19 protein-coding genes and 1 tRNA gene are annotated in these 17,802 nt (G+C 72.6%); 11 read left to right on the forward strand and 9 right to left on the reverse strand.

All coding sequences use genetic code 11. The features are described from left to right. Positions 1 to 24 precede the first annotated feature (24 nt). From ACGFI8_RS40565 to ACGFI8_RS40575, 3 genes are read left to right on the forward strand one after another with little or no spacing between them, the layout of a single operon-like run. Positions 25 to 1,011 (forward strand): aldo/keto reductase, encoded by a 987-nt coding sequence (locus ACGFI8_RS40565; protein WP_392812866.1) that lies wholly within the window; start codon positions 25 to 27, stop codon positions 1,009 to 1,011. Between the two features lie 34 nt (positions 1,012 to 1,045). Beyond that, the gene (locus ACGFI8_RS40570) at positions 1,046 to 1,660 is read left to right on the forward strand and encodes an HAD family hydrolase (RefSeq protein ID WP_392812867.1); all 615 of its coding nucleotides are present in this window, start codon (positions 1,046 to 1,048) and stop codon (positions 1,658 to 1,660) included. Then, positions 1,657 to 2,577: a TAXI family TRAP transporter solute-binding subunit gene (locus ACGFI8_RS40575; RefSeq protein WP_392812868.1), complete on the forward strand. Its 921-nt coding sequence runs from the start codon at positions 1,657 to 1,659 to the stop codon at positions 2,575 to 2,577. Before ACGFI8_RS40570 ends, ACGFI8_RS40575 begins: the two co-directional genes overlap by 4 nt. A gap of 1 nt (position 2,578) precedes the next feature. Here ACGFI8_RS40575 and ACGFI8_RS40580 read toward each other — a convergent pair whose 3' ends face one another. Next, a complete protein-coding gene (locus ACGFI8_RS40580) occupies positions 2,579 to 3,955 on the reverse strand; it encodes an ATP-binding protein (RefSeq protein WP_392812870.1) in 1,377 nt (458 codons plus the stop codon). Continuing rightward, positions 3,952 to 4,617 (reverse strand): response regulator transcription factor, encoded by a 666-nt coding sequence (locus tag ACGFI8_RS40585; protein WP_392812871.1) that lies wholly within the window; start codon positions 4,615 to 4,617, stop codon positions 3,952 to 3,954. Before ACGFI8_RS40585 ends, ACGFI8_RS40580 begins: the two co-directional genes overlap by 4 nt. A gap of 96 nt (positions 4,618 to 4,713) precedes the next feature. Here ACGFI8_RS40585 and ACGFI8_RS40590 point away from each other — a divergent pair, with 96 nt between their 5' ends. After that, positions 4,714 to 5,313 carry a hypothetical protein gene (locus tag ACGFI8_RS40590; protein ID WP_392812873.1) on the forward strand — a complete coding sequence of 200 codons (600 nt, stop codon included), beginning with the start codon at positions 4,714 to 4,716 and terminating at the stop codon, positions 5,311 to 5,313. 16 nt (positions 5,314 to 5,329) lie between these two features. Here the strand turns inward: ACGFI8_RS40590 and ACGFI8_RS40595 are convergent, their stop codons facing one another. After that, positions 5,330 to 5,953 carry a TetR/AcrR family transcriptional regulator gene (locus ACGFI8_RS40595; protein WP_392812875.1) on the reverse strand — a complete coding sequence of 208 codons (624 nt, stop codon included), beginning with the start codon at positions 5,951 to 5,953 and terminating at the stop codon, positions 5,330 to 5,332. 44 nt (positions 5,954 to 5,997) lie between these two features. On the opposite strand from ACGFI8_RS40595, the gene ACGFI8_RS40600 reads away from it, so the two are divergent. From ACGFI8_RS40600 to ACGFI8_RS40610, 3 genes are read left to right on the forward strand one after another with little or no spacing between them, the layout of a single operon-like run. Further along, positions 5,998 to 7,149, forward strand: coding sequence for an acyl-CoA dehydrogenase family protein (locus ACGFI8_RS40600; protein WP_392812877.1), 1,152 nt, complete (start codon positions 5,998 to 6,000; stop codon positions 7,147 to 7,149). A gap of 11 nt (positions 7,150 to 7,160) precedes the next feature. Further along, on the forward strand, positions 7,161 to 8,501 hold the full coding sequence (locus ACGFI8_RS40605; RefSeq protein WP_392812878.1) for an aldehyde dehydrogenase family protein: 1,341 nt from the start codon (positions 7,161 to 7,163) through the stop codon (positions 8,499 to 8,501). Next, positions 8,498 to 9,574, forward strand: coding sequence for a Zn-dependent alcohol dehydrogenase (locus tag ACGFI8_RS40610; RefSeq protein WP_392812880.1), 1,077 nt, complete (start codon positions 8,498 to 8,500; stop codon positions 9,572 to 9,574). The genes ACGFI8_RS40605 and ACGFI8_RS40610 overlap by 4 nt, the downstream gene beginning before the upstream one ends. Here the strand turns inward: ACGFI8_RS40610 and ACGFI8_RS40615 are convergent. From ACGFI8_RS40615 to ACGFI8_RS40635, 5 genes are all read right to left on the reverse strand, one after another. Next, the gene (locus tag ACGFI8_RS40615; protein WP_392812881.1) at positions 9,486 to 10,352 is read right to left on the reverse strand and encodes an alpha/beta fold hydrolase; all 867 of its coding nucleotides are present in this window, start codon (positions 10,350 to 10,352) and stop codon (positions 9,486 to 9,488) included. The two genes, ACGFI8_RS40610 and ACGFI8_RS40615, sit on opposite strands and share 89 nt — an antisense overlap. A 372-nt stretch (positions 10,353 to 10,724) precedes the next feature. After that, complete coding sequence (locus ACGFI8_RS40620) at positions 10,725 to 11,429, reverse strand: hypothetical protein (RefSeq protein ID WP_392812883.1); 705 nt, start codon at positions 11,427 to 11,429, stop codon at positions 10,725 to 10,727. A 25-nt stretch (positions 11,430 to 11,454) separates the two neighbouring features. Further along, positions 11,455 to 11,775 (reverse strand): hypothetical protein, encoded by a 321-nt coding sequence (locus ACGFI8_RS40625; protein WP_392812885.1) that lies wholly within the window; start codon positions 11,773 to 11,775, stop codon positions 11,455 to 11,457. A gap of 213 nt (positions 11,776 to 11,988) precedes the next feature. Then, positions 11,989 to 12,654, reverse strand: coding sequence for a response regulator (locus ACGFI8_RS40630; protein WP_392812886.1), 666 nt, complete (start codon positions 12,652 to 12,654; stop codon positions 11,989 to 11,991). A gap of 165 nt (positions 12,655 to 12,819) precedes the next feature. Then, positions 12,820 to 13,929, reverse strand: a complete 1,110-nt coding sequence (locus tag ACGFI8_RS40635; protein WP_392812888.1) for a damage-control phosphatase ARMT1 family protein — start codon at positions 13,927 to 13,929, stop codon at positions 12,820 to 12,822. A gap of 29 nt (positions 13,930 to 13,958) precedes the next feature. On the opposite strand from ACGFI8_RS40635, the gene ACGFI8_RS40640 reads away from it, so the two are divergent. Together ACGFI8_RS40640 and ACGFI8_RS40645 are read left to right on the forward strand one after the other, a co-directional pair. After that, on the forward strand, positions 13,959 to 14,306 hold the full coding sequence (locus ACGFI8_RS40640; protein ID WP_392812890.1) for a DUF1232 domain-containing protein: 348 nt from the start codon (positions 13,959 to 13,961) through the stop codon (positions 14,304 to 14,306). A gap of 40 nt (positions 14,307 to 14,346) precedes the next feature. Beyond that, positions 14,347 to 15,828 carry a beta-N-acetylhexosaminidase gene (locus ACGFI8_RS40645; protein ID WP_392812892.1) on the forward strand — a complete coding sequence of 494 codons (1,482 nt, stop codon included), beginning with the start codon at positions 14,347 to 14,349 and terminating at the stop codon, positions 15,826 to 15,828. On the opposite strand, the gene ACGFI8_RS40650 is transcribed toward ACGFI8_RS40645, so the two are convergent. Further along, positions 15,825 to 16,862, reverse strand: a complete 1,038-nt coding sequence (locus tag ACGFI8_RS40650) for a TRM11 family SAM-dependent methyltransferase (protein ID WP_392812894.1) — start codon at positions 16,860 to 16,862, stop codon at positions 15,825 to 15,827. The genes ACGFI8_RS40645 and ACGFI8_RS40650 overlap by 4 nt on opposite strands. 74 nt (positions 16,863 to 16,936) lie before the next feature. Here ACGFI8_RS40650 and ACGFI8_RS40655 point away from each other — a divergent pair. After that, a tRNA-Val gene (locus tag ACGFI8_RS40655) sits at positions 16,937 to 17,008 on the forward strand. Positions 17,009 to 17,250: 242 nt separating this feature from the next. Further along, positions 17,251 to 17,760: a hypothetical protein gene (locus tag ACGFI8_RS40660; RefSeq protein ID WP_392812895.1), complete on the forward strand. Its 510-nt coding sequence runs from the start codon at positions 17,251 to 17,253 to the stop codon at positions 17,758 to 17,760. Positions 17,761 to 17,802 lie beyond the last annotated feature (42 nt).

Here is a 17,802-nt window from a genome sequence, read left to right on the forward strand (position 1 = left end):
GGCCGCGGCCTTAGGGTGAACCTCATGCAGGAGAGGACTCTAGGGCGCACCGGCGTCCCCGTCGGCGTCGTCGGGCTCGGCGCGTGGCAGATCGGCGCCGACTGGGGACGGGTCGACGAGGACGAGGCGCTGGCGACGCTGATCGCCGCGCACGAGGCCGGCGTGACGTTCATCGACACCGCGGACGTGTACGGCGACGGGCGCAGCGAGCGCCTCGTCGGGCGGTTCGTGCGCACACTGCCGCCGGAGCGGCGGGTCACCGTGGCCACCAAGATGGGGCGCCGGGTGCCGCAGGAGCCGGCGGCGTACAACCTCGACAACTTCCGCGCCTGGAACGACCGCTCCCGGGAGAACCTCGGCGTCGACACGCTCGACCTGGTGCAGCTGCACTGCCCGCCGTCCGAGGTCTACCACACCGACGAGGTCTTCGACTTCCTTGACGGCATGGTCGAGGAAGGGCGGATGAAGGCGTACGGCGTGAGCGTCGAGACCACCGAGGAGGCGCTCGCCGCGATCGCCCGGCCCAACGTGGCCAGCGTGCAGATCATCTTCAACATGCTGCGGCTCAAGCCGCTCGACGAGGTGCTGCCCGCGGCCGAGAAGGCCGGCGTCGGCATCGTCGCCCGGGTGCCGCTGGCCAGCGGCCTGCTCTCCGGCCGCTACGACGAGCACACCACCTTCGGCGCCGACGACCACCGCACGTACAACCGCCATGGCGAGGCCTTCGACCAGGGCGAGACGTTCTCCGGCGTCGACTACGGCACCGGGCTGGAGGCGGTGCGCCGCCTCGCGGCGCTCAAGCCCGAAGGGATGGCGATGACGCAGTTCGCGCTGCGCTGGATCATCGACCACCCGGCCGTCTCCGTCGTGATCCCCGGCGCCCGCAACGGCGAGCAGGCCCGCGCCAACGCCGACGCGGCCGGGATGCCCTCGCTGACGCCCGAGACCCACGCCGCCGTCCGCGACGTCTACGACGAACTGGTGCGCGGGTCGATCCACGGCCGCTGGTGAACGCCGGCGACACGGCCGGCGTCGAGGAGGAGCTATGGCACACCACAAGGGCCTGCTGGTCGACTACGGCGGGGTGCTGACCACCGACGTCTTCGCATCCTTCGACGCCTTCTGCGCGCGGGAGGGGCTGCCCGCCGGTACCGTCAAGGAGCTCTTCCGGACCGACCCCACGGCCCGGCAGCTCCTCGCGGGCCTGGAGGAGGGCACCCTCGGCGACGCGGAGTTCGAGGCGCGCTTCGCGGCGCTGCTCGGCCCGCGGATCGCCGCCGAGGGGCTCATCGAGCGGCTCATGGGCGAGGCCGGCGACGACGCGGCGATGCTCGGCTTCGTGCGCGCCGCCCGCCGGGCCGGCATCCGCACCGGGCTCGTCTCCAACTCGTGGGGCCTCGGCCGGTACGACCGCGCCCTGCTCGTCGAGCTCTTCGACGGCGTGGTCATCTCCGGCGAGGTGGGGGTGCGCAAGCCGAGCCCGCAGATCTACACGCTCGGCGCCGAGGCCGTGGGCCTGGACCCGCAGGAGTGCGTGTACGTCGACGACCTGGCCGGCAACCTCAAGCCCGCCCGCGCGATGGGCATGACGACCCTGCACCACCGCGACGCCGCCGCCACCATCGGCGCCCTGCGCCCGCTGCTCGGCCTGGCCCCATGAGACGCCGCGCGGTGCTCGCCGCCCTGGCGACGGCGCCGCTGCTCACCGCGTGCGAGTCCGACGGCGCCGAGGCCACCGGCACGCTGCGCATCGCCACCGGCAGCCCCGGCGCCGTCTACTACCGCTACGGCACCGCCATCGCCGAGCTGGCCCGCCGCTACCTGCCCAACGTGCACGCCAGCGTGCTGTCCACCGCCGCCTCGCAGATCAACGTCGACTACCTGCTCGAGGACACCGCCGACGTGGCGTTCACCCAGGCCGACATCGCCGCCGGCAACGAGGCGAACCACCCGAAGCAGCTGGCCGCCCTGGCCCGCCTGTACGACGACTACATCCACGTCGTGGTCGCCGCCAACGGCCCGATCGCGTCCTTCGGCGACCTGCGCGGCCACCGCGTCTCGGTCGGCGCGCAGGGCTCCGGCACCGCGATTACCGCCAACCGCGTCCTGCAGGTCATGAACGTCACCGTCGAGCGGGCCCAGCTGGGGCTGGACGACTCGGTCAAGGCCATGCGCGCCGGCCAGATCGACGCGTTCTTCTTCTCCGGCGGCCTGCCGGTCTCCGCGATCGGCGAACTGGCCAAGGAGATCCCGATCCGGCTGCTCAACCTCGCCGAGTCGGTGCAGCCGCTGCGCCACACCTACGGCAACTACTACGCCGAGCGCGTCGTGCCGGCCTCCACGTACACCGGCATCACCGCGACGGTGGCGATCGGCATCGCCAACTACCTCGTGGTGCGCCCGTCGATGAGCGAGCCGCTGGCGTACGGCGTCACGCGCCTGCTGTTCGAGGGCCGCGACGAGCTGGCCAAGACCCACCAGGCCGCGGCGCGCCTGAACGTCCGCTCGGCGATCTCCACCCCGCCGCTGCCGCTGCACCCCGGCGCGATCCGCTACTACCGCGCCCAGAAGGCCTGAGCTACGGGGCGGCCGGGAACCACAGCCGGGCGTGCAGGCCCGCCGGGGTGTTGGGCAGCAGGTCGAGGCGGCCGCCCGAGGCGTCGACCAGGACGGCGACGATCGGCAGGCCCAGGCCGCTACCGTCGACGTTCTGCGCGTCGGGGGCGCGCCAGAAGCGCACGGTGGCCAGCTCGCGCTGCTGCTCGGTGAGGCCCGGGCCCGTGTCGACGACGTGGATCGCCACGCCGCCGTCGTCCGCCGATGGGCGTACCGTCACCGTCGTCTCGGGGCCCGAGAACTTCACCGCGTTGTCGATCAGCGCGTCCAGCGCCTGGTCGACGGCGTTGCGCACGGCGCGGGCGCGCAGGGGCCGGGGCGGGCGGACGTACCGCAGCGTGACGGCCTTCTTCGCGGCCACCGGCTGCCACGCCACGACGCGCGCCCAGGCGGTCTCGCCGGCGTCGACGTCGACGAGGTCGAAGCGGCCGCGCTCGGCGCGGGCCAGGGCCAGCAGGCTGTCGAGCACGCCGCCCAGGTGCTCCACCTCCTCCAGCGCCAGGCGGTGGCCCTCGACCGCCTGCGGCTCGGTGAGGTCGGCGCCGAGGTCCTCGACCCGCAGCCGCAGCGCGGTGAGCGGGTTGCGCAGCTGGTGGCTCGCGTGCGACACGAACGCGCGCTGCCGCTCCAGGGAGTCGGCGACGGTCGCCGCCATCTCGTTGAACGCGCTGCCGAGGCGGCGCAGCTCGGGCGGGCCGTCGGCGGCGGGGACGCGCGCGGCGTAGTCGCCGGCGGCGAGCTCGTGCGCAGCGGCGTCAAGCTCGGCGACGGGGCGCAGGGTCCAGCGCGCGAGCGCCAACGCGGCCACGATGCCGGCGAAGAGGACCACGAGCCCGCCGCCGGCGAGGATGCTCCACGACGTGCCGACCCCGTTGGCGTTGTCGCGGATCGGCGAGACGATCACGACGGCGCCGATGACCTCGCCGCCGCGGCCGACCGGCACCGCCACGACGAGCGGGTCGGTCCGCCACGGCCAGATCGTGCCGTCGTCGCTGGCCTCCCGCCCCTCGAGGGCCCGGTAGGCCTGGCGCAGCACGGCGGCGTCGGCGAGGCGGATGCCGGGGTGCGAGGCGACGACCCCGTGGGCGTCCTGGTCCACGACGATGGCGCCGACGCCGTAGACGTCGTCGTAGCGGGTCAGCTCGGCGGCCAGCTCCGCGGTGTCGGAGGCGCGCAGCGCGGGCTCGGCGAGCGTGGCGAACCGGGTCGCGTCGGCGAGCCGGTCGGCGACGAGGCGCTGCGTGTCCCGGCCGGCGATGGTCATGGCCAGCGGTACCTCGAGCGCCGCCAGCACCAGCAGGAGCAGCACCAGGTAGACGGCGCCGAGACGGACCCTCATGGCGCGAGGCGGTACCCCACGCCGCGGACGGTCTGCACCAGCCCCGGCACGTCGAGCTTGGCCCGCAGCGAGCCGACGTGCACGTCGAGCGTGTGCCGGCCGACGAAGGTGGTCTGCCACACCGCGAGGATCAGCCGGTCGTAGGAGACGACCACGCCGGGCGTGCGGGCCAGCACCGCCAGGATCTCGAACTCCTTGCGCGTCAGCGCCACCTCGCGCCCGCCGGACACGACCCGCCGGGCGGCCACGTCGACGCTCACCGGCCCGGCCGTGAGCACCTCGCTCGGCGGCGGCGCAGCACGGGCGGCGCGGCGCAGCACGGCCTCGATGCGGGCGTTGAGCTCGGCCATCGAGTAGGGCTTGACGACGTAGTCGTCGGCGCCGGTCTGCAGCCCGACGACCCGGTCGCGCTCCTCGGCCCGGGCGGTGACCGCGATGATGGCGACCGTCTCGTCCTTGCGCCGCAGCGTGCGGCACACCTCGATGCCGTCGCCGTCGGGCAGGTTGAGATCGAGCAGAATCAGGTCGAACGGCTCGCCGGCGAAGGTGTCCAGCGCCGCCTGAGCCGTCGGGCAGTGCACGATCTCGTGCCCGCGCCGGCGCAGGGCCGCGGCCAGCGCCGCCGCCACCCGCGCGTCGTCCTCCACCACCATCACCCGCATCGTTGGCCCATGGTACGGGAGCGCCACCTTCAAGAGTTCCTCAAGGAACGGCGGCGGCCGTTCCCGCGGCGCGGCCGCAATTGCCACGGTGTGCGGATGGACATCGTGTCGAGCGGTGAGCGCTACCGCGCCTCGACCGTCGCCGCGTTCGAGGCGGCCGTGCTGGTGCGATGTACCGGAGTAAGTGGTGGAGGAGGACGGGCCCGGGCGCTGGGGGGCATCCGGGCACGTTCCTTGCCGGCTCCGTCCGGGGTGCTGGCCGAGTTCAGCCGCGCCGTGGCCGCGGACCGGCTGGCCGAGCTGCTGACCACCGCCGGCCGCGATGCGCGCGTGCACTGCTACACGGCGGGCAACCGCCACCGCTACGAGATCTTCCGCGTCTTCGCCGACGCGGAGGCCTCGGCCTTCCTGAGACGGGCGTGGGCGCAGGGCTACCTCGACCTGTGCGGCGCCCCGGCCGAGCCGCGCTCGCCCCGCCAGCTCCGCCACTCGAGGCAGCTCGCCGAGGCGGCGTGGCGCGGCGTGCTGACGGTGTCCGGCCCGGCTCGCAACGGCTCCCCGGGCCTGCGCGTCGCCGACCTGGACACCGCGACTGTCCTGATCCGCGCCGGCCGCATGATGAGCCTGCCGGTCCGCATGAGCACCCGCCCGGGCGGCCAGCTGCTGCTGGTCATGCCGGAGAACGCCGCCGCATAGCCGCCCGAAGCCGCGGTCACAGGGCGGCGAAGCGGCGCTCCAGTCCGTCGATGAGCGCGTCCAGGCCGAGCTCGAACGCGTTCTCGTCGACCTCGGCGTGGCGGCCCGCGAGCCGGTGGGCGTCGCGCAGGTGGGGGTAGTCGCCCGCGTACAGGGCCGGGTCGTCCACGAAGCCCAGCGCGAACGAGCCCAGCGCCGAGCCGGCCACGAAGTATCGCATCGCCGCGCCGATCCGGGTCGCCTGCGCCGGTGGCCAGCCCGCGTCGACCAGCGCGCCGTACACCGCGTCCGCCAGGCGCAGCGACGACGGGCGGCGCGCCGGGCCGCGGGCCAGGAACGGTACGACGTTGGGGTGGGCGCGAAACGCCGCCCGATAGGCCCGCGCCCACGCCTTCAGCGCCGCCGGCCACGGGTCACGGCCGAGCATCGACAGGTCCACGCCGGCCACGATGGCGTCGCCGATCGCGTCGACGATCTCCTCCTTCGTGGCGAAGTGGTTGTACAGCGACGGCGCCTGCACGCCCAGCTCCCGCGCCAGCCGCCGGGTGGACAGCGCGTCGAGGCCCTCCGCGTCGACGATCGCGGTGGCGACCTCGACGATGCGCTCGCGGCTCAGCAGTGGCGTGCGGGGACGGACCATGGTTACGATCCTAGAAACTAACAACGTTAGTTAAGGAACCAGGTATGGATCTGACCCTCAGCGATGAGCAGCAGGCCGTGCGCCGCATGGCCGCGGAGTTCACCAATCGCGAGATCATCCCGCACGCCGCCGCCTGGGACCGAGCCGAGCAGGTCGACCTGTCGATCGTCAAGAAGCTCGCCGACCTGGGCGTCTTCGGCATCACGATCCCGGAGTCGTACGGCGGCAGCGGCGGCGACCACCTGACGTACTGCCTGGTTCTGGAGGAGCTCGGCCGCGGCGACTCGTCGGTGCGCGGCATCGTCTCGGTCTCCCTGGGCCTCGTCGCCAAGACCATCCTCGGCTTCGGCTCCGACGACCAGCGCGCCGAGTGGCTGCCGCGCCTGTGCTCGGGCGCCGACCTCGCCTGCTTCGCCCTGACCGAGCCCGACACCGGCTCCGACGCGGGCTCGCTGTCGACCCGGGCCACCCGCGCGCCGGGCGGCTGGCGCATCGACGGCGCCAAGATGTTCATCACCAACGGCACCTGGGCCTCGGTGGTGCTGGTCTTCGCCCGCACCGGCGAGCCCGGCCCGAAGGGCGTCTCCGCATTCCTGGTACCGCTGCCGTCCGACGGCCTGCGGGTCACCGAGATCCACGGCAAGCTGGGCCTGCGCGGCCAGGCGACCGCGATGCTGAGCTTCGACGACGTGTTCGTGCCGGAGTCCGCGCTCATCGGCGCGCAGGGCCAGGGCTTCCGGATCGCCATGGCCGCGCTGGCCAAGGGGCGCATGTCGCTCGCCGCCGGCTGCGTCGGCATCATCCAGGGCTGCCTGGAGGCCGCGACCGGCTACGCCACCCAGCGCGAGCAGTTCGGCCGCAAGATCGCCTCGTTCCAGCTGGTGCAGCAGCTCATCGCCGACATCTCCGTCGAGGCGGACGCGGCCCGGCTGCTCACCTGGCGAGTCGCCGACCTCGTCGACCGCGGGCTGCCGTTCGCCACCGAGTCGTCCACCGCCAAGCTGTTCGCCAGCGAGGCCGCGGTCCGCGCCGCCAACGCCGCCCTGCAGGTCTTCGGCGGATACGGGTACATCGACGAGTACCCGGTCGGCAAATACCTGCGCGACGCGCGGGTCACTACCGTGTACGAGGGCACCAGCCAGATCCAGAAGCTCATCATCGGCCGCGCTCTCACCGGCGTGAGCGCGTTCGCGTAAGGGGCAACACCGTGATCGACGTCATCAATCCCGCCACCGAGCAGGTCATCGGGGCCGTCGAGCCCGGCGATGTGGAAGCGGCCGTCGCCGCCGCCCGTGCCGCCCAGCCCGGCTGGGCCGCGCTCCCCCGCGCCGAGCGCGCCGCGCACCTGGGCGCGCTGCTCGACGCGATGAGCGCGGCCGCACCCGAACTCGCGGCGCTGATCAGCGCCGAGATGGGCGCGCCGCTGCCCGTCGCGAAGAAGGTCCAGGTCGGGCTGCCGCTCGCGGTCCTGCGGTCGATGATCGACATTCTGAACCGGCCCGAGATCTCCGAGACGGTCGGCAACTCCACGATCCATCGGGAACCGCTCGGCGTCGTCGGCGCGATCACGCCCTGGAACTACCCGATGCACCAGACGATCGCCAAGGTCGCCCCCGCGCTCGCGGCCGGCAACACCGTCGTGCACAAGCCCAGCGAGGTCGCCCCGCTGTCCGCGGCCCGCCTCGCCGAGCTGGTACGCCAGGCCGGCCTGCCCGCCGGGGTGTACACCGTGGTCCACGGCTACGGCGACCCGACCGGCGCGGCGCTGGCCGGCCACCCCGGCATCGACCTGATCTCGTTCACCGGCTCGACGGCCGCCGGGCGCAAGGTCGCCGCGCTCGCCGCCGCCAACGTCACCCGCGTCGCGCTCGAGCTCGGCGGCAAGTCCGCCAACGTGATCCTCCCCGACGCGGACCTCGCCGCCGCGGTGAAGGTCGGCGTCGGCAACTGCTACCTCAACTCGGGCCAGACGTGCACGGCCTGGACCCGGATGCTGGTCCACGAGTCCCGCCACGACGAGGCGGTTGAGCTCGCCGTCGCCGCGGCCGCGAAGTACACCGTCGGCGACCCCGCGGACCCGGCCACCCGGCTGGGCCCGCTCGCCTCGGCCGCGCAGCGCGACCGGGTGCTCGGCCACATCGAGCGCGGCCTCGCGGACGGCGCGACGATGGCGTTCGGCGGCGGCCCTGTCCCGGACGTCGGCTACTACGTCGCCCCGGTTGTCTTCGCCGGCGTCGACCCGGACGCCGCCATCGCCCAGGAGGAGATCTTCGGGCCGGTTCTGTCCGTCATCCCGTACCGTGACGAGGACGACGCGGTGCGCATCGCGAACTCGACGCGGTACGGCCTGGCGGGGGCGGTCTGGTCGGCGTCGCAGGAGCACGCGGTCGCCGTCGCGCGGCGGCTGCGCACCGGCCAGGTCGACGTCAACGGCGGCTCGTTCAACCCGATCGCCCCGTTCGGCGGCGTCGGCCACTCCGGCTACGGCCGCGAGCTCGGCACCTTCGGCTACGAGGAGTTCACGACGGTGAAGGCGATCCAGCTGTGACGCTCGCGGCGGTCATACGCACGCTCGACGGCCCGCTCGCCGTCGAGGAGATCGAGCTCAACCCGGTCGGCCCGGGCCAGGTGCGGGTCCGCCTCGCCGCGGCCGGGGTCTGCCACTCGGACCTGTCGCTGGCCGACGGCACCCTGCGCCAGCCGCTGCCGGCCGTGCTCGGCCACGAGGGCGCCGGCGTCGTCGTGGAGGTGGGCGCGGGCGTCACCGACGTCGCGCCCGGCGACCACGTGGTGCTGAACTGGTCGCCGCCGTGCCGGGCGTGCTGGTTCTGCGAGGCCGGCGAGCCGTATCTGTGCGCCCATGCCGAGGACGCCCGGGCCGTGCCGTTCGCCACCGCCGGCGGCGAGCCCGTCTACGCCGGCCTCGGCACCGGCGCGTTCGCCGCGCAGACCGTCGTCGGCGCGCACGCCTGCATCCCGGTGCCGGCCGACATCCCCCTCGCCGAGGCGGCGCTGCTGGGCTGCGCGGTGCTCACCGGGGTCGGCGCGGTCACCAACGCGGCCAAGGTGCGGCCCGGCCAGACGGTCGCGGTCATCGGCCTCGGCGGCGTCGGTCTCGCGGCGATCCAGGGCGCGCGCATCGCCGGCGCGTCGGCGATCATCGCGGTCGACCCGGCGCCGGCCAAGGAGGAGCTGGCGCTGCGGCTCGGCGCCACGCACTTCCTGGCCCCGCACGCCGGGCTGCCGAAGGAGATCCGGGCGCTGACCGGCGGCCGCGGCGCCGACCACGCGATCGAGTGCGTCGGGCGCGGCGAGACGATCCGCGCCGCCTGGTCGGCCACCCGCCGCGGCGGCACCGCCACGGTCGTCGGCCTGGGCTCGGCGCAGGACCCGGTCACGTTCAACGCGCTCGAGGTCGCCTACTTCGCCCGCACCATCGTCGGCTGCATGTACGGCAGCACCGACCCGGCCGTGGACGTACCGGTGCTGCTGGAGCACTACCGGGCGGGCCGGCTCGACCTGGCCGCGCTCGTCACCGACGAGGTGGACCTGTCCGGCGTCGGCGAGGCGTTCGGCCGGATGCGCTCGGGTCAGGGCGCCCGGACGCTGATCCGCTTCTGAGCGGCACCGCCGCGGTCGTCTCGAGGATGATCCGGGTCACGGTGCCCGGGTCGTCGCTCATCGGCACGTGCCCGCAGCCGTCCAGCGTGACGTGGCGGGCCGCGGGCAGCACCTCCCGGGCCCGCAGCGCCTGGACCGGCTCCAGGATGCGGTCCCGGCTGCCCCAGGCGATCGTGACCGGCACCGCGCCCGGGTCGCCGGCGAAGGCGTACTCGGCGCCGTACCGCGCCACCGCCTCGAACCCCTTGCCGTCGCGCAGCGCGAGGGTGTCCGCGAGCGCGCGCTCGGCGCTGATCACGCCGGGGCGGGTGACCAGCGCGCCGAACGAGAACCGCTTGCCGAAGCCGGTGCGGTAGAAGGCGCGCAGCACCGGCGTCGGGGTGAACGCGCCGAAGCGCAGGCTCCGCAGCACCACCAGGGCCCGGCGCACCTGGGCCGGGGTGGCGAAGCCGGCCGGGGACAGCGCGGTCGCCGAGCGGGCCAGCCCGGCGGCGGCCAGCTCGAGCGCGATCGCGCCGCCGAGGCTGTTGCCGGCCACGTGCGGGCGGTCCAGCCCCAGCCCGGCGAAGAACTCGCCGAGCATGGCCACGGCGGTCGGCATCCCCTGGTTCACCTCCGGGGCGGGCGAGTGGCCGAACCCGGGCAGGTCCAGGGCGATGACGTCGTGGTGGCGGGACAGCGGTCCGATCACCGGCTCCCAGGCCCGCCAGTGATGCCCGATCCCGTGGATCAGCACCAGCGGCTCCCCCGAGCCCGAACGATCGAAGTGGACGGTCATGCGGTCACCTCGTAGCGAAGCGCGTTTCACCCCCGGTACTCAGCGGTACCGAGATCGGGACCGGGACGTTACCACTGAGTAGCTGATCGGAAAAGGGCTGGTCCAGGGGCGGGCGAGCCTTCGGCATCCGGCACTGTCACAGTGCCAGGAGGCGATCCAGGAGGTCGCGCCGCCGCGGTCGGCGACGCGACGCGACGCCGGCGCGCTCGGCGATCAGCTCGGTCACGAGTGCGTCGGCGTCGCGAACGGCGCCGGCCGGGTCGTCCAGGTCGCGCAGCTCGAGCTCGGCGTGGCGCCCTTCGCGCTCACGCGGTTCACGCTCGGCGGCGAGGCGGCTGTCCTGGAGGTATTCCGCTCAAACGGACGTGAATGTCATGTCCCGACCAGATGGTTGAGGAAGTCGCGGTACCCGTGCACGGCCGCGCGCAGCTGCTCGGTGTCGTCCCGCCCGGACACGCGCCAGCTGCTGAGCTGGTCCTTGCGGGCGTTGAGCGAGGCGGTCACCCCGGCGAGCGCGTCGTCGACGAGCCGCTCGGCCTCGCCGGCGGCGGTCTGCGGGTCGTCGACGAAGCGCAGCTGCAGCTCCTGCCAGCGGGTGCGCACCTCGTACGCGTGCGCCTCACTGGTCAGCGGAGCCGACGACATGAACTGCCCACCGCCACCGCCACCGGCGCCGTACATGCCGCCGACCGGGCCGCTGGCCGTGCCGTACACCCCGGCGGCGGGGGGAGCGCCGTAGCCGCCCGGGGCGGGCTGGCCGTAGGGCACCGCCGACATGGGGGCGCTCTGCGGTACCCCGGCGGTCGGGGGGCGCGGCGGGGCCGGAGCCGCCTGGCCCATCTGGCCCATCTGACCCATCTGCCCCGGCTGTGCCATCTGGCCCGGCTGTACCATCTGACCCATCTGCCCCGGCTGGGTCATCTGGCCCATCTGACCCATCTGACCCATCTGGCCCGGCGGGGCCGAGCCGGCGTTCTCGGTCTCCTCCTCTTCGTCCTTGCCGCCGCGCAGCAGGATCCAGCCGCCCACCGCCAGGGCGAGCACCACCAGCCCGATCGTGATCGTGGTGGAGTTCATGGGTCCTCCTCTCTGTACAGGCTCTCTACAAACCGAGGATTCGGTCGAGGAACTCGCGGTAGTCGCGCAGGGAGGCACGCAGGTTCTCGGTGTCCAGGCCCCGGGCGGCCCGCTGCTGGTGCAGCTGCCCGCGGCGGGCGTCCAGCGAGGCGGTGAGCGAGGCCACCGCCTCCTGCACGAGCCGCTCCGCCTCCCCCGCGACCAGGTGTGGGTCGTCGATGAAGCGCAGCTGCAGCTCCTGCCACTTGCCCCGGATCCGCTGCCGGTCGGCCTCGTTCCACAGGCCCGCCAGCGCCGCCGGCGACGATGACGAGCCGCCGGCGGGCCGGTATTGCGCACCGTTCACCGCCGGGGCCGCCGCCCCGCTATCGGGGGGTGGCGCGCCCGCGGGCGGGGCTGAGACGGTACCGGTTCCAAACTCCGTGGCGGCCGGGGCATCATCGTCAGCCTGGGGCGCCAAATCGTCGCCTTCAGGTTGCATGCGCGCGTTCCTCTCCATCGGGAGACCACGCGATACCCCCGGCCAACCTGGCAAAAGCCACTCGCGAGGGTGAGCTGATTAGGGCTGAAGGCGGTACCCCATGCCGGGCTCGGTCAGCAGGTGCCGTGGCCGCGTGGGGTCCTCCTCCAGCTTGTGGCGCAGCTGCGTGACGTACTGCCGCAGGTAGTGGGTCTGCTTGAGGTACGTCGGCCCCCACACGTCCTGCAAGAGCTGCTTCTGGCCGACCAGCTTGCCGGGATTGCGCGCGAGGACCTCCAGCAGCTGCCACTCCGTCCTGGTCAGGTGTACCCCGCCGCTGACCGTGCGCGCGGCGAAGTCGACCTCGTGCCCGCCGATGCGGACCGGCTCGAGCTCGTCGGCGGGGCCGAGCCGGCGGGTGACGGCGCGGACGCGGGCGAGCAGCTCGTCGACGCTGAACGGCTTGGTCACGTAGTCGTCGGCGCCGGCGTCGAGCGCCTCGACCTTGTCGCGGGAGTCGGCCCGGCCGGACAGCACCAGGATCGGCACCGGCGTCCAGGAGCGCAGCTTGCGGATCACGTCGACGCCGTCGATGTCGGGCAGCCCGAGGTCGAGCACGATCAGGTCGGGCCTGGCCTCGGCGGCCCGCTGGAGCGCCTCGGCCCCGCCGGACGCCACGACGACCTCGTACTGCCTGGCCACGAGGTTGATCCGCAGCGCGCGGACCAGCTGCGGCTCGTCGTCGACGATGAGAATCCGGCTCACGGATCAACCCTTGCACGGACCCGGCACGTGACGCCCGACACCCTTGAGGGCTTTCGCAAGCGGACCGCAAGTGCCCGCCAAGTCCTTGACGGCAGAGTGCTCAGCATGACGAACTCCTGCAAGTTCTGGGCCGGACCCACATACACCTCGACCGCCACGACCGCCTCAGCCGCGCACCTGAACCAGGGCAAAAGCGCCGCTGGTGCGCCATGATTGCGGCAGGCTCCGCTCGGCGCCCGCGGGCAGTCCGGCCACCACGTCCGACTTCATCGTCCGCAGCGCGGCGACCGGGCCCGGAAAGTAGCCGGTGACCTCCTCGAACGGTGTGGTCGACGGCCAGTGGCGATCCCCCACCAGGCGGCGGTAGTTGAGATCCCCCTTGAGGATGGTCAGCTCCGCCGCCGCGAACCGGGCCGCGAGGGCGTCCGGCGCCGCGTGGAACGTCAGCGGCGCGCAGTAGAAGTCCTCGGTGTGCAGCCGCAGCGAGCCGTCCCGCAGGGCCGCGTCCAGCCGGCCGCCGATCACGCTGCCCGCGGGGAAGCGGCGCAGCTCGGCGAGCACGTCGGCGGTCAGCGCGTCGGAGACGAAGTACGGCGCCGGCTTGACGTGCAGCTCGACCCGCGAGGCGCGGCCGGTGCGCAGCAGGAAGTCGATGAGCACGAGGTCGGGCAGCAGCTCCCGGCCGGCGTTGTCGGCGACGAGCACCACCGTGCCCCCGTTCGCCAGCCCCCACAGCCGCTCGCGGTCGTCGACGATCAGCTCGTCGACCCGGTGCGCCGCCTCGGCGACCAGCCGGAACCCCAGGTCGGCCCGGTTGCCCCACAGCGCCGCCGCGACCAGCCCCGCCGCCTGCTCCGCCTCCGGCAGCTCCTGCAAGGCGTCGAGCTCCGCCAGCTCCGCCGGCCCCGGCAGGTCGGCGGCCTTCTGCGGCCCGAACGGGTCGATGCCCCGCCACGCCCCGGGCGCGTAGTAGCCGACCGCCTCGAGCAGCCGTCGGTAGAAGAAGTTCTCCGCCCACAGGAACGGCACGTCGTACCACGACCGGCCGTACATGCCCTCACCCCACGCGGCCCAGGCTTGTGCGTCGTGCGCCCCGCCGGGCAGGGGTTCCACGACGGGCTCGGTCAAGAGCGTTGCAAGCCGCGGTCGTACCTCGGGAGGGTACGGATGCGCCGCCAGCACCCGTTCGACGATCGCCGGGTGCCGTTCGCGAAGCACCGACTGGGGGAACGAACCGGGCGCGTTGCTGAGGATGACGGGTGGCTTGACGGGCATGGGGGCAGTATCACCTCTAGACTCGATCCATGTCGGACGAGTTGTTCTTCGCACTCTTCGTGATCGGCGCGCTGCTGCTGATCGCCGTCATGGTGCTGGCGATCGTCCTGGCCATCCGGGTGTGGAAGACCGGCAAGTATCTGCAGTCGATGGGCCTCGGCGGCAAGTGGGTGCTGTGGGGCGCGATCATCTACACCGTCTGCCCGATCGACCTGCTGCCCGACCCGATCTACATCGACGACGTCGGCGTCCTCGGCGGCGCGCTCATCTACCTGAGCCGCCTGGCCGCCAAGGCCCGGCAGAACCAGCAGCAGCAACTGCGGCAGGCGCCACTCCCGCCGCAACAGCAGCGCCGTCCCCCGCAGCGCACGCGCTGACGGCACCCGTGTCCGCCCGAGGTCTGGAGCTGTCCGCGCGATGAACGTCATCCCGGTCCCCGCCGAGGTGGTCCCGGACCCGTCGGTCACGTTCACGCTGCGCCCCGACGCCACGATCCGCTCCGATTCGGCATTCCTGGGCGGATACCTCGCCGATCTCCTGCGACCGCCGACCGGTTACGCGCTGCCCGTCGTGGAAGTCGCAGGCGCCGCGATCGAGCTCGTCCTGCTGCCCGCCGCGATCGAGGGCGCCCGTTCCAACATTTCCGGAATTTCGGATTTTCCGGATGAGTCCTACACGGTGGAGGTCACCGCCGAGCGGGTTACCGTTCGGGGCCGAACGGAGGCGGGGCTGTTCTACGGCGTGCAGACCCTGCTGCAGCTCCTACCATCCACTGTGGACGCACGCACCGTCCAGGATGGACCGTGGACGGTCCCGGGTGGACGGATCGTCGACCGCCCGCGCTACGCGTACCGGGGCGCGATGCTCGACGTGTCCCGCCACTTCTTCGGCGTCGAGGTGCTGAAACGCTTCGTGGACCGGCTCTCGCGGTACAAGATGAATGTTCTGCACCTGCACCTCAGCGACGATCAGGGCTGGCGGATCGCGGTGGACGCGTGGCCGCGGCTGGCGACCGTGGGCGGCGCGTCGCAGGTCGGCGGCGGCCCGGGCGGCCACTACACCAAGGCGCAGTACGCCGAACTGGTCGCCTACGCCGCCGCGCGGCACGTCACGCTGGTGCCCGAGATCGACATGCCCGGCCACGTCAACGCCGCGCTGACCGCCTACCCCGAGCTGAACCGCGACGGCGTCGCCCCGCCGCCGTACACCGGCGTCGACGTGGGCTTCAGCACGCTCGGTGCGGACCTGGACGTCACGTACACGTTCGTGCGGCAGGTGCTCGAGGAACTCGCCGCACTGACCCCCGGCCCATATCTGCACATCGGCGGCGACGAGGCGCTGAGCACCTCGCCGGAGGACTACCTCGCGTTCATGAACCGCGTCCAGCCCCTCGTCACGGCGACCGGCAAGACGGTCGTCGGCTGGCACCAGATCGGTGCGGCCGACCGCGAGCCGGGCCGGATCGCGCAGTACTGGGGCAACACGCCGGACCCCGACAACGACATGCGGGCGGCCCTCGCCAAGGGCGACCGGGTCCTGCTGTCGCCGGCGAACAGGGTGTACCTCGACATGAAGTACGACGCGGACACCCGCATCGGCCTGGACTGGGCCGGCCACATCACGGTCCGGACGGCGTACGACTGGGATCCCGCGACGCTGCTGCCCGGCACCCCCGACGTCATCGGCGTCGAAGCTCCACTGTGGACCGAGACGGTGGAGACCGAGGCCGACATCGACCTACTGGCGTTCCCACGCCTGCCCGCGGTCGCCGAGGTGGCGTGGTCACCGCAGCCGGCCCGCGACTGGCCCGCGTTCCGCGCACGCCTGGCCACCCACGGTCCACGGTGGACACACTGGGGCGTCGGCTTCCACCCGGACCCGGAGATCCCCTGGCCCTAGGCCGGCTTGCGGGCCACCAGAACGTCTCTCATGATCGCCTGGTCGACGCGGTGGCGGAACGACAGGTAGGGCTCGTCCTCGACCACTTCGAGCCCCGCGTCGGCCAGCAGGCTCGCCGCCAGCTCCCGTTTGGCCACGAACGTGTTCCACGCGACGCCCATCGCCCCGCCGGCCCGCAGCAGCCGCGCCCACACCGGCGCCGCCTCGGCGAGCAGGTCCTCCGGGCTGCGCACAAGCCCCTTGCCGGCCGTGCGGCTACCGTGCTGCACGCCGTAGGGCGCGTCGGTCACGACCAGGTCGAACGAGCCGTCCTTGAAGAACTCGGCCGAACGCATCGTGTCGGCATTCACCACGTCGAGCAGCTGGGTGGCCCCCGCCTTGTAGTCGTCCCGGTCCGCCGCGAGCTCGACCCGCAGCCGCTTACCCACGACCTGCCGCTCCCGCCGCACCGGCCCGAACTCGGCCTTGTGCTTGAGCCGCTTACGCTTGAGCCAGGTCTGGATGAAGGCGGCGTACGCCTCGAAGTCCTTCTGGTCCCGGTCCACCCCGGCCGCGTCAAACCCGTACATGAGCGCCTGATTCAGCGTGGTCCCCCGCCCGCAGAGCGGATCGAACACCCGGAACCGCCGCTCGAGCATCTCCGCCGCGAAGCCGGAGGCGAGCAGCGTCACGTTGAGCAACAGCTTGGTGAACTGCTCGTTAGTCTTCCCCTGGTACTTCTGGATGGTGATGAGATCATCGTCGAACCGGTCGAGCCGCTTGAGCTCCACCGGCCGCAGCATCTCCCCGACCACCTCGAACAGCGCGTAGACCGACGAGAGATTCCCGAGCACGGCGGCGTCGCGCGCCGAGAGCTCCCCGGCCTCGAACGTCACGTACGGCACCCCACCGACCACCCGGGTCCCGACGTCCGACAGCCGCCGACCGAGCACCCCCCGGTCGAACGCCAGCAACTCGGCCCGAGTCAACTCGACGGCCGAGTCGGCGTACACCCGATTGGCGGAAGGCAGGATGAGCAGTGCATATAGCGCCATAGACCCCCACCCTAGCCGACACGTCAGTACCGAGATGCGCCCGCCGGGGTCGGTGCGGTAGAGTTCGTGTTCGCGGGCGATTGGCGCAGCGGGAGCGCGCTTCGTTCACACCGAAGAGGTCACTGGTTCGATCCCAGTATCGCCCACCGCAGCTCAAGGGCCGTTTCCAGCAATCGGAAACGGCCCTTGATTCGTTCAGGGGGTCTAACTATTGCCCCACCCAGCGAGCGCTGCGAAGAGCCTGGTACCGGTGGTGACGGCGCCGCTGTCTGAGGCTGGTCCGCGCGGCGTCAGGGGGCGGCGCTCGTAGCCCTCCCAGCCCTATCCGCCCCTGCTGCTGCACGAATGTGTGACGACACGTGCTGATCAGTTCTGCGATCATGGCGCGATGGAGGTCTGGCTCCACGACGACAAGCTGTACGAGGTCAGCTCCGGGTACAGCCTGCCCGACGATGCCTGGCAGTACGAGCTGACCGGTCTGACCGGAGCCCCTGGCACAGGCCCGTACCTCACGATCTCCATCCCCGACGCGACTCCGGTTGGTCCCTTCACGCCGAAGCCGGCCCATCACGTCTGCGTCCACGCCGACGGCGGCCAGGTGCCGTGGCCCATCCTGACGAAGTTCATCGGCCTGGTGGAGTCCACTGGTGACCTGGTGGCGGAGAACCGGAACCTCGCCACCGAGGCCCCCGCGCTCCCCCTGACGCTCAACGTCTGGCAGCACGACGACCGGCAGTATGAGGTCAACCAGTTCCACTTCGGGGACAACGACTCGTGGTGCTACGAGCTGTACGAGGTCAAGCCGGACGCCGTGGGCAACGACTACATCGACGTCCAGATCCCGGGGGACTGTACAAATAACGGCGGATCTGCTGATCAAGGGAGAGACGCCAGATGACGACGGAGACCACCGTCGAGCGGGAGCCGGCCGCCGTGTCGG

Source organism: Dactylosporangium sp. NPDC048998 (assembly GCF_043197855.1).
Classification (GTDB): domain Bacteria; phylum Actinomycetota; class Actinomycetes; order Mycobacteriales; family Micromonosporaceae; genus Dactylosporangium.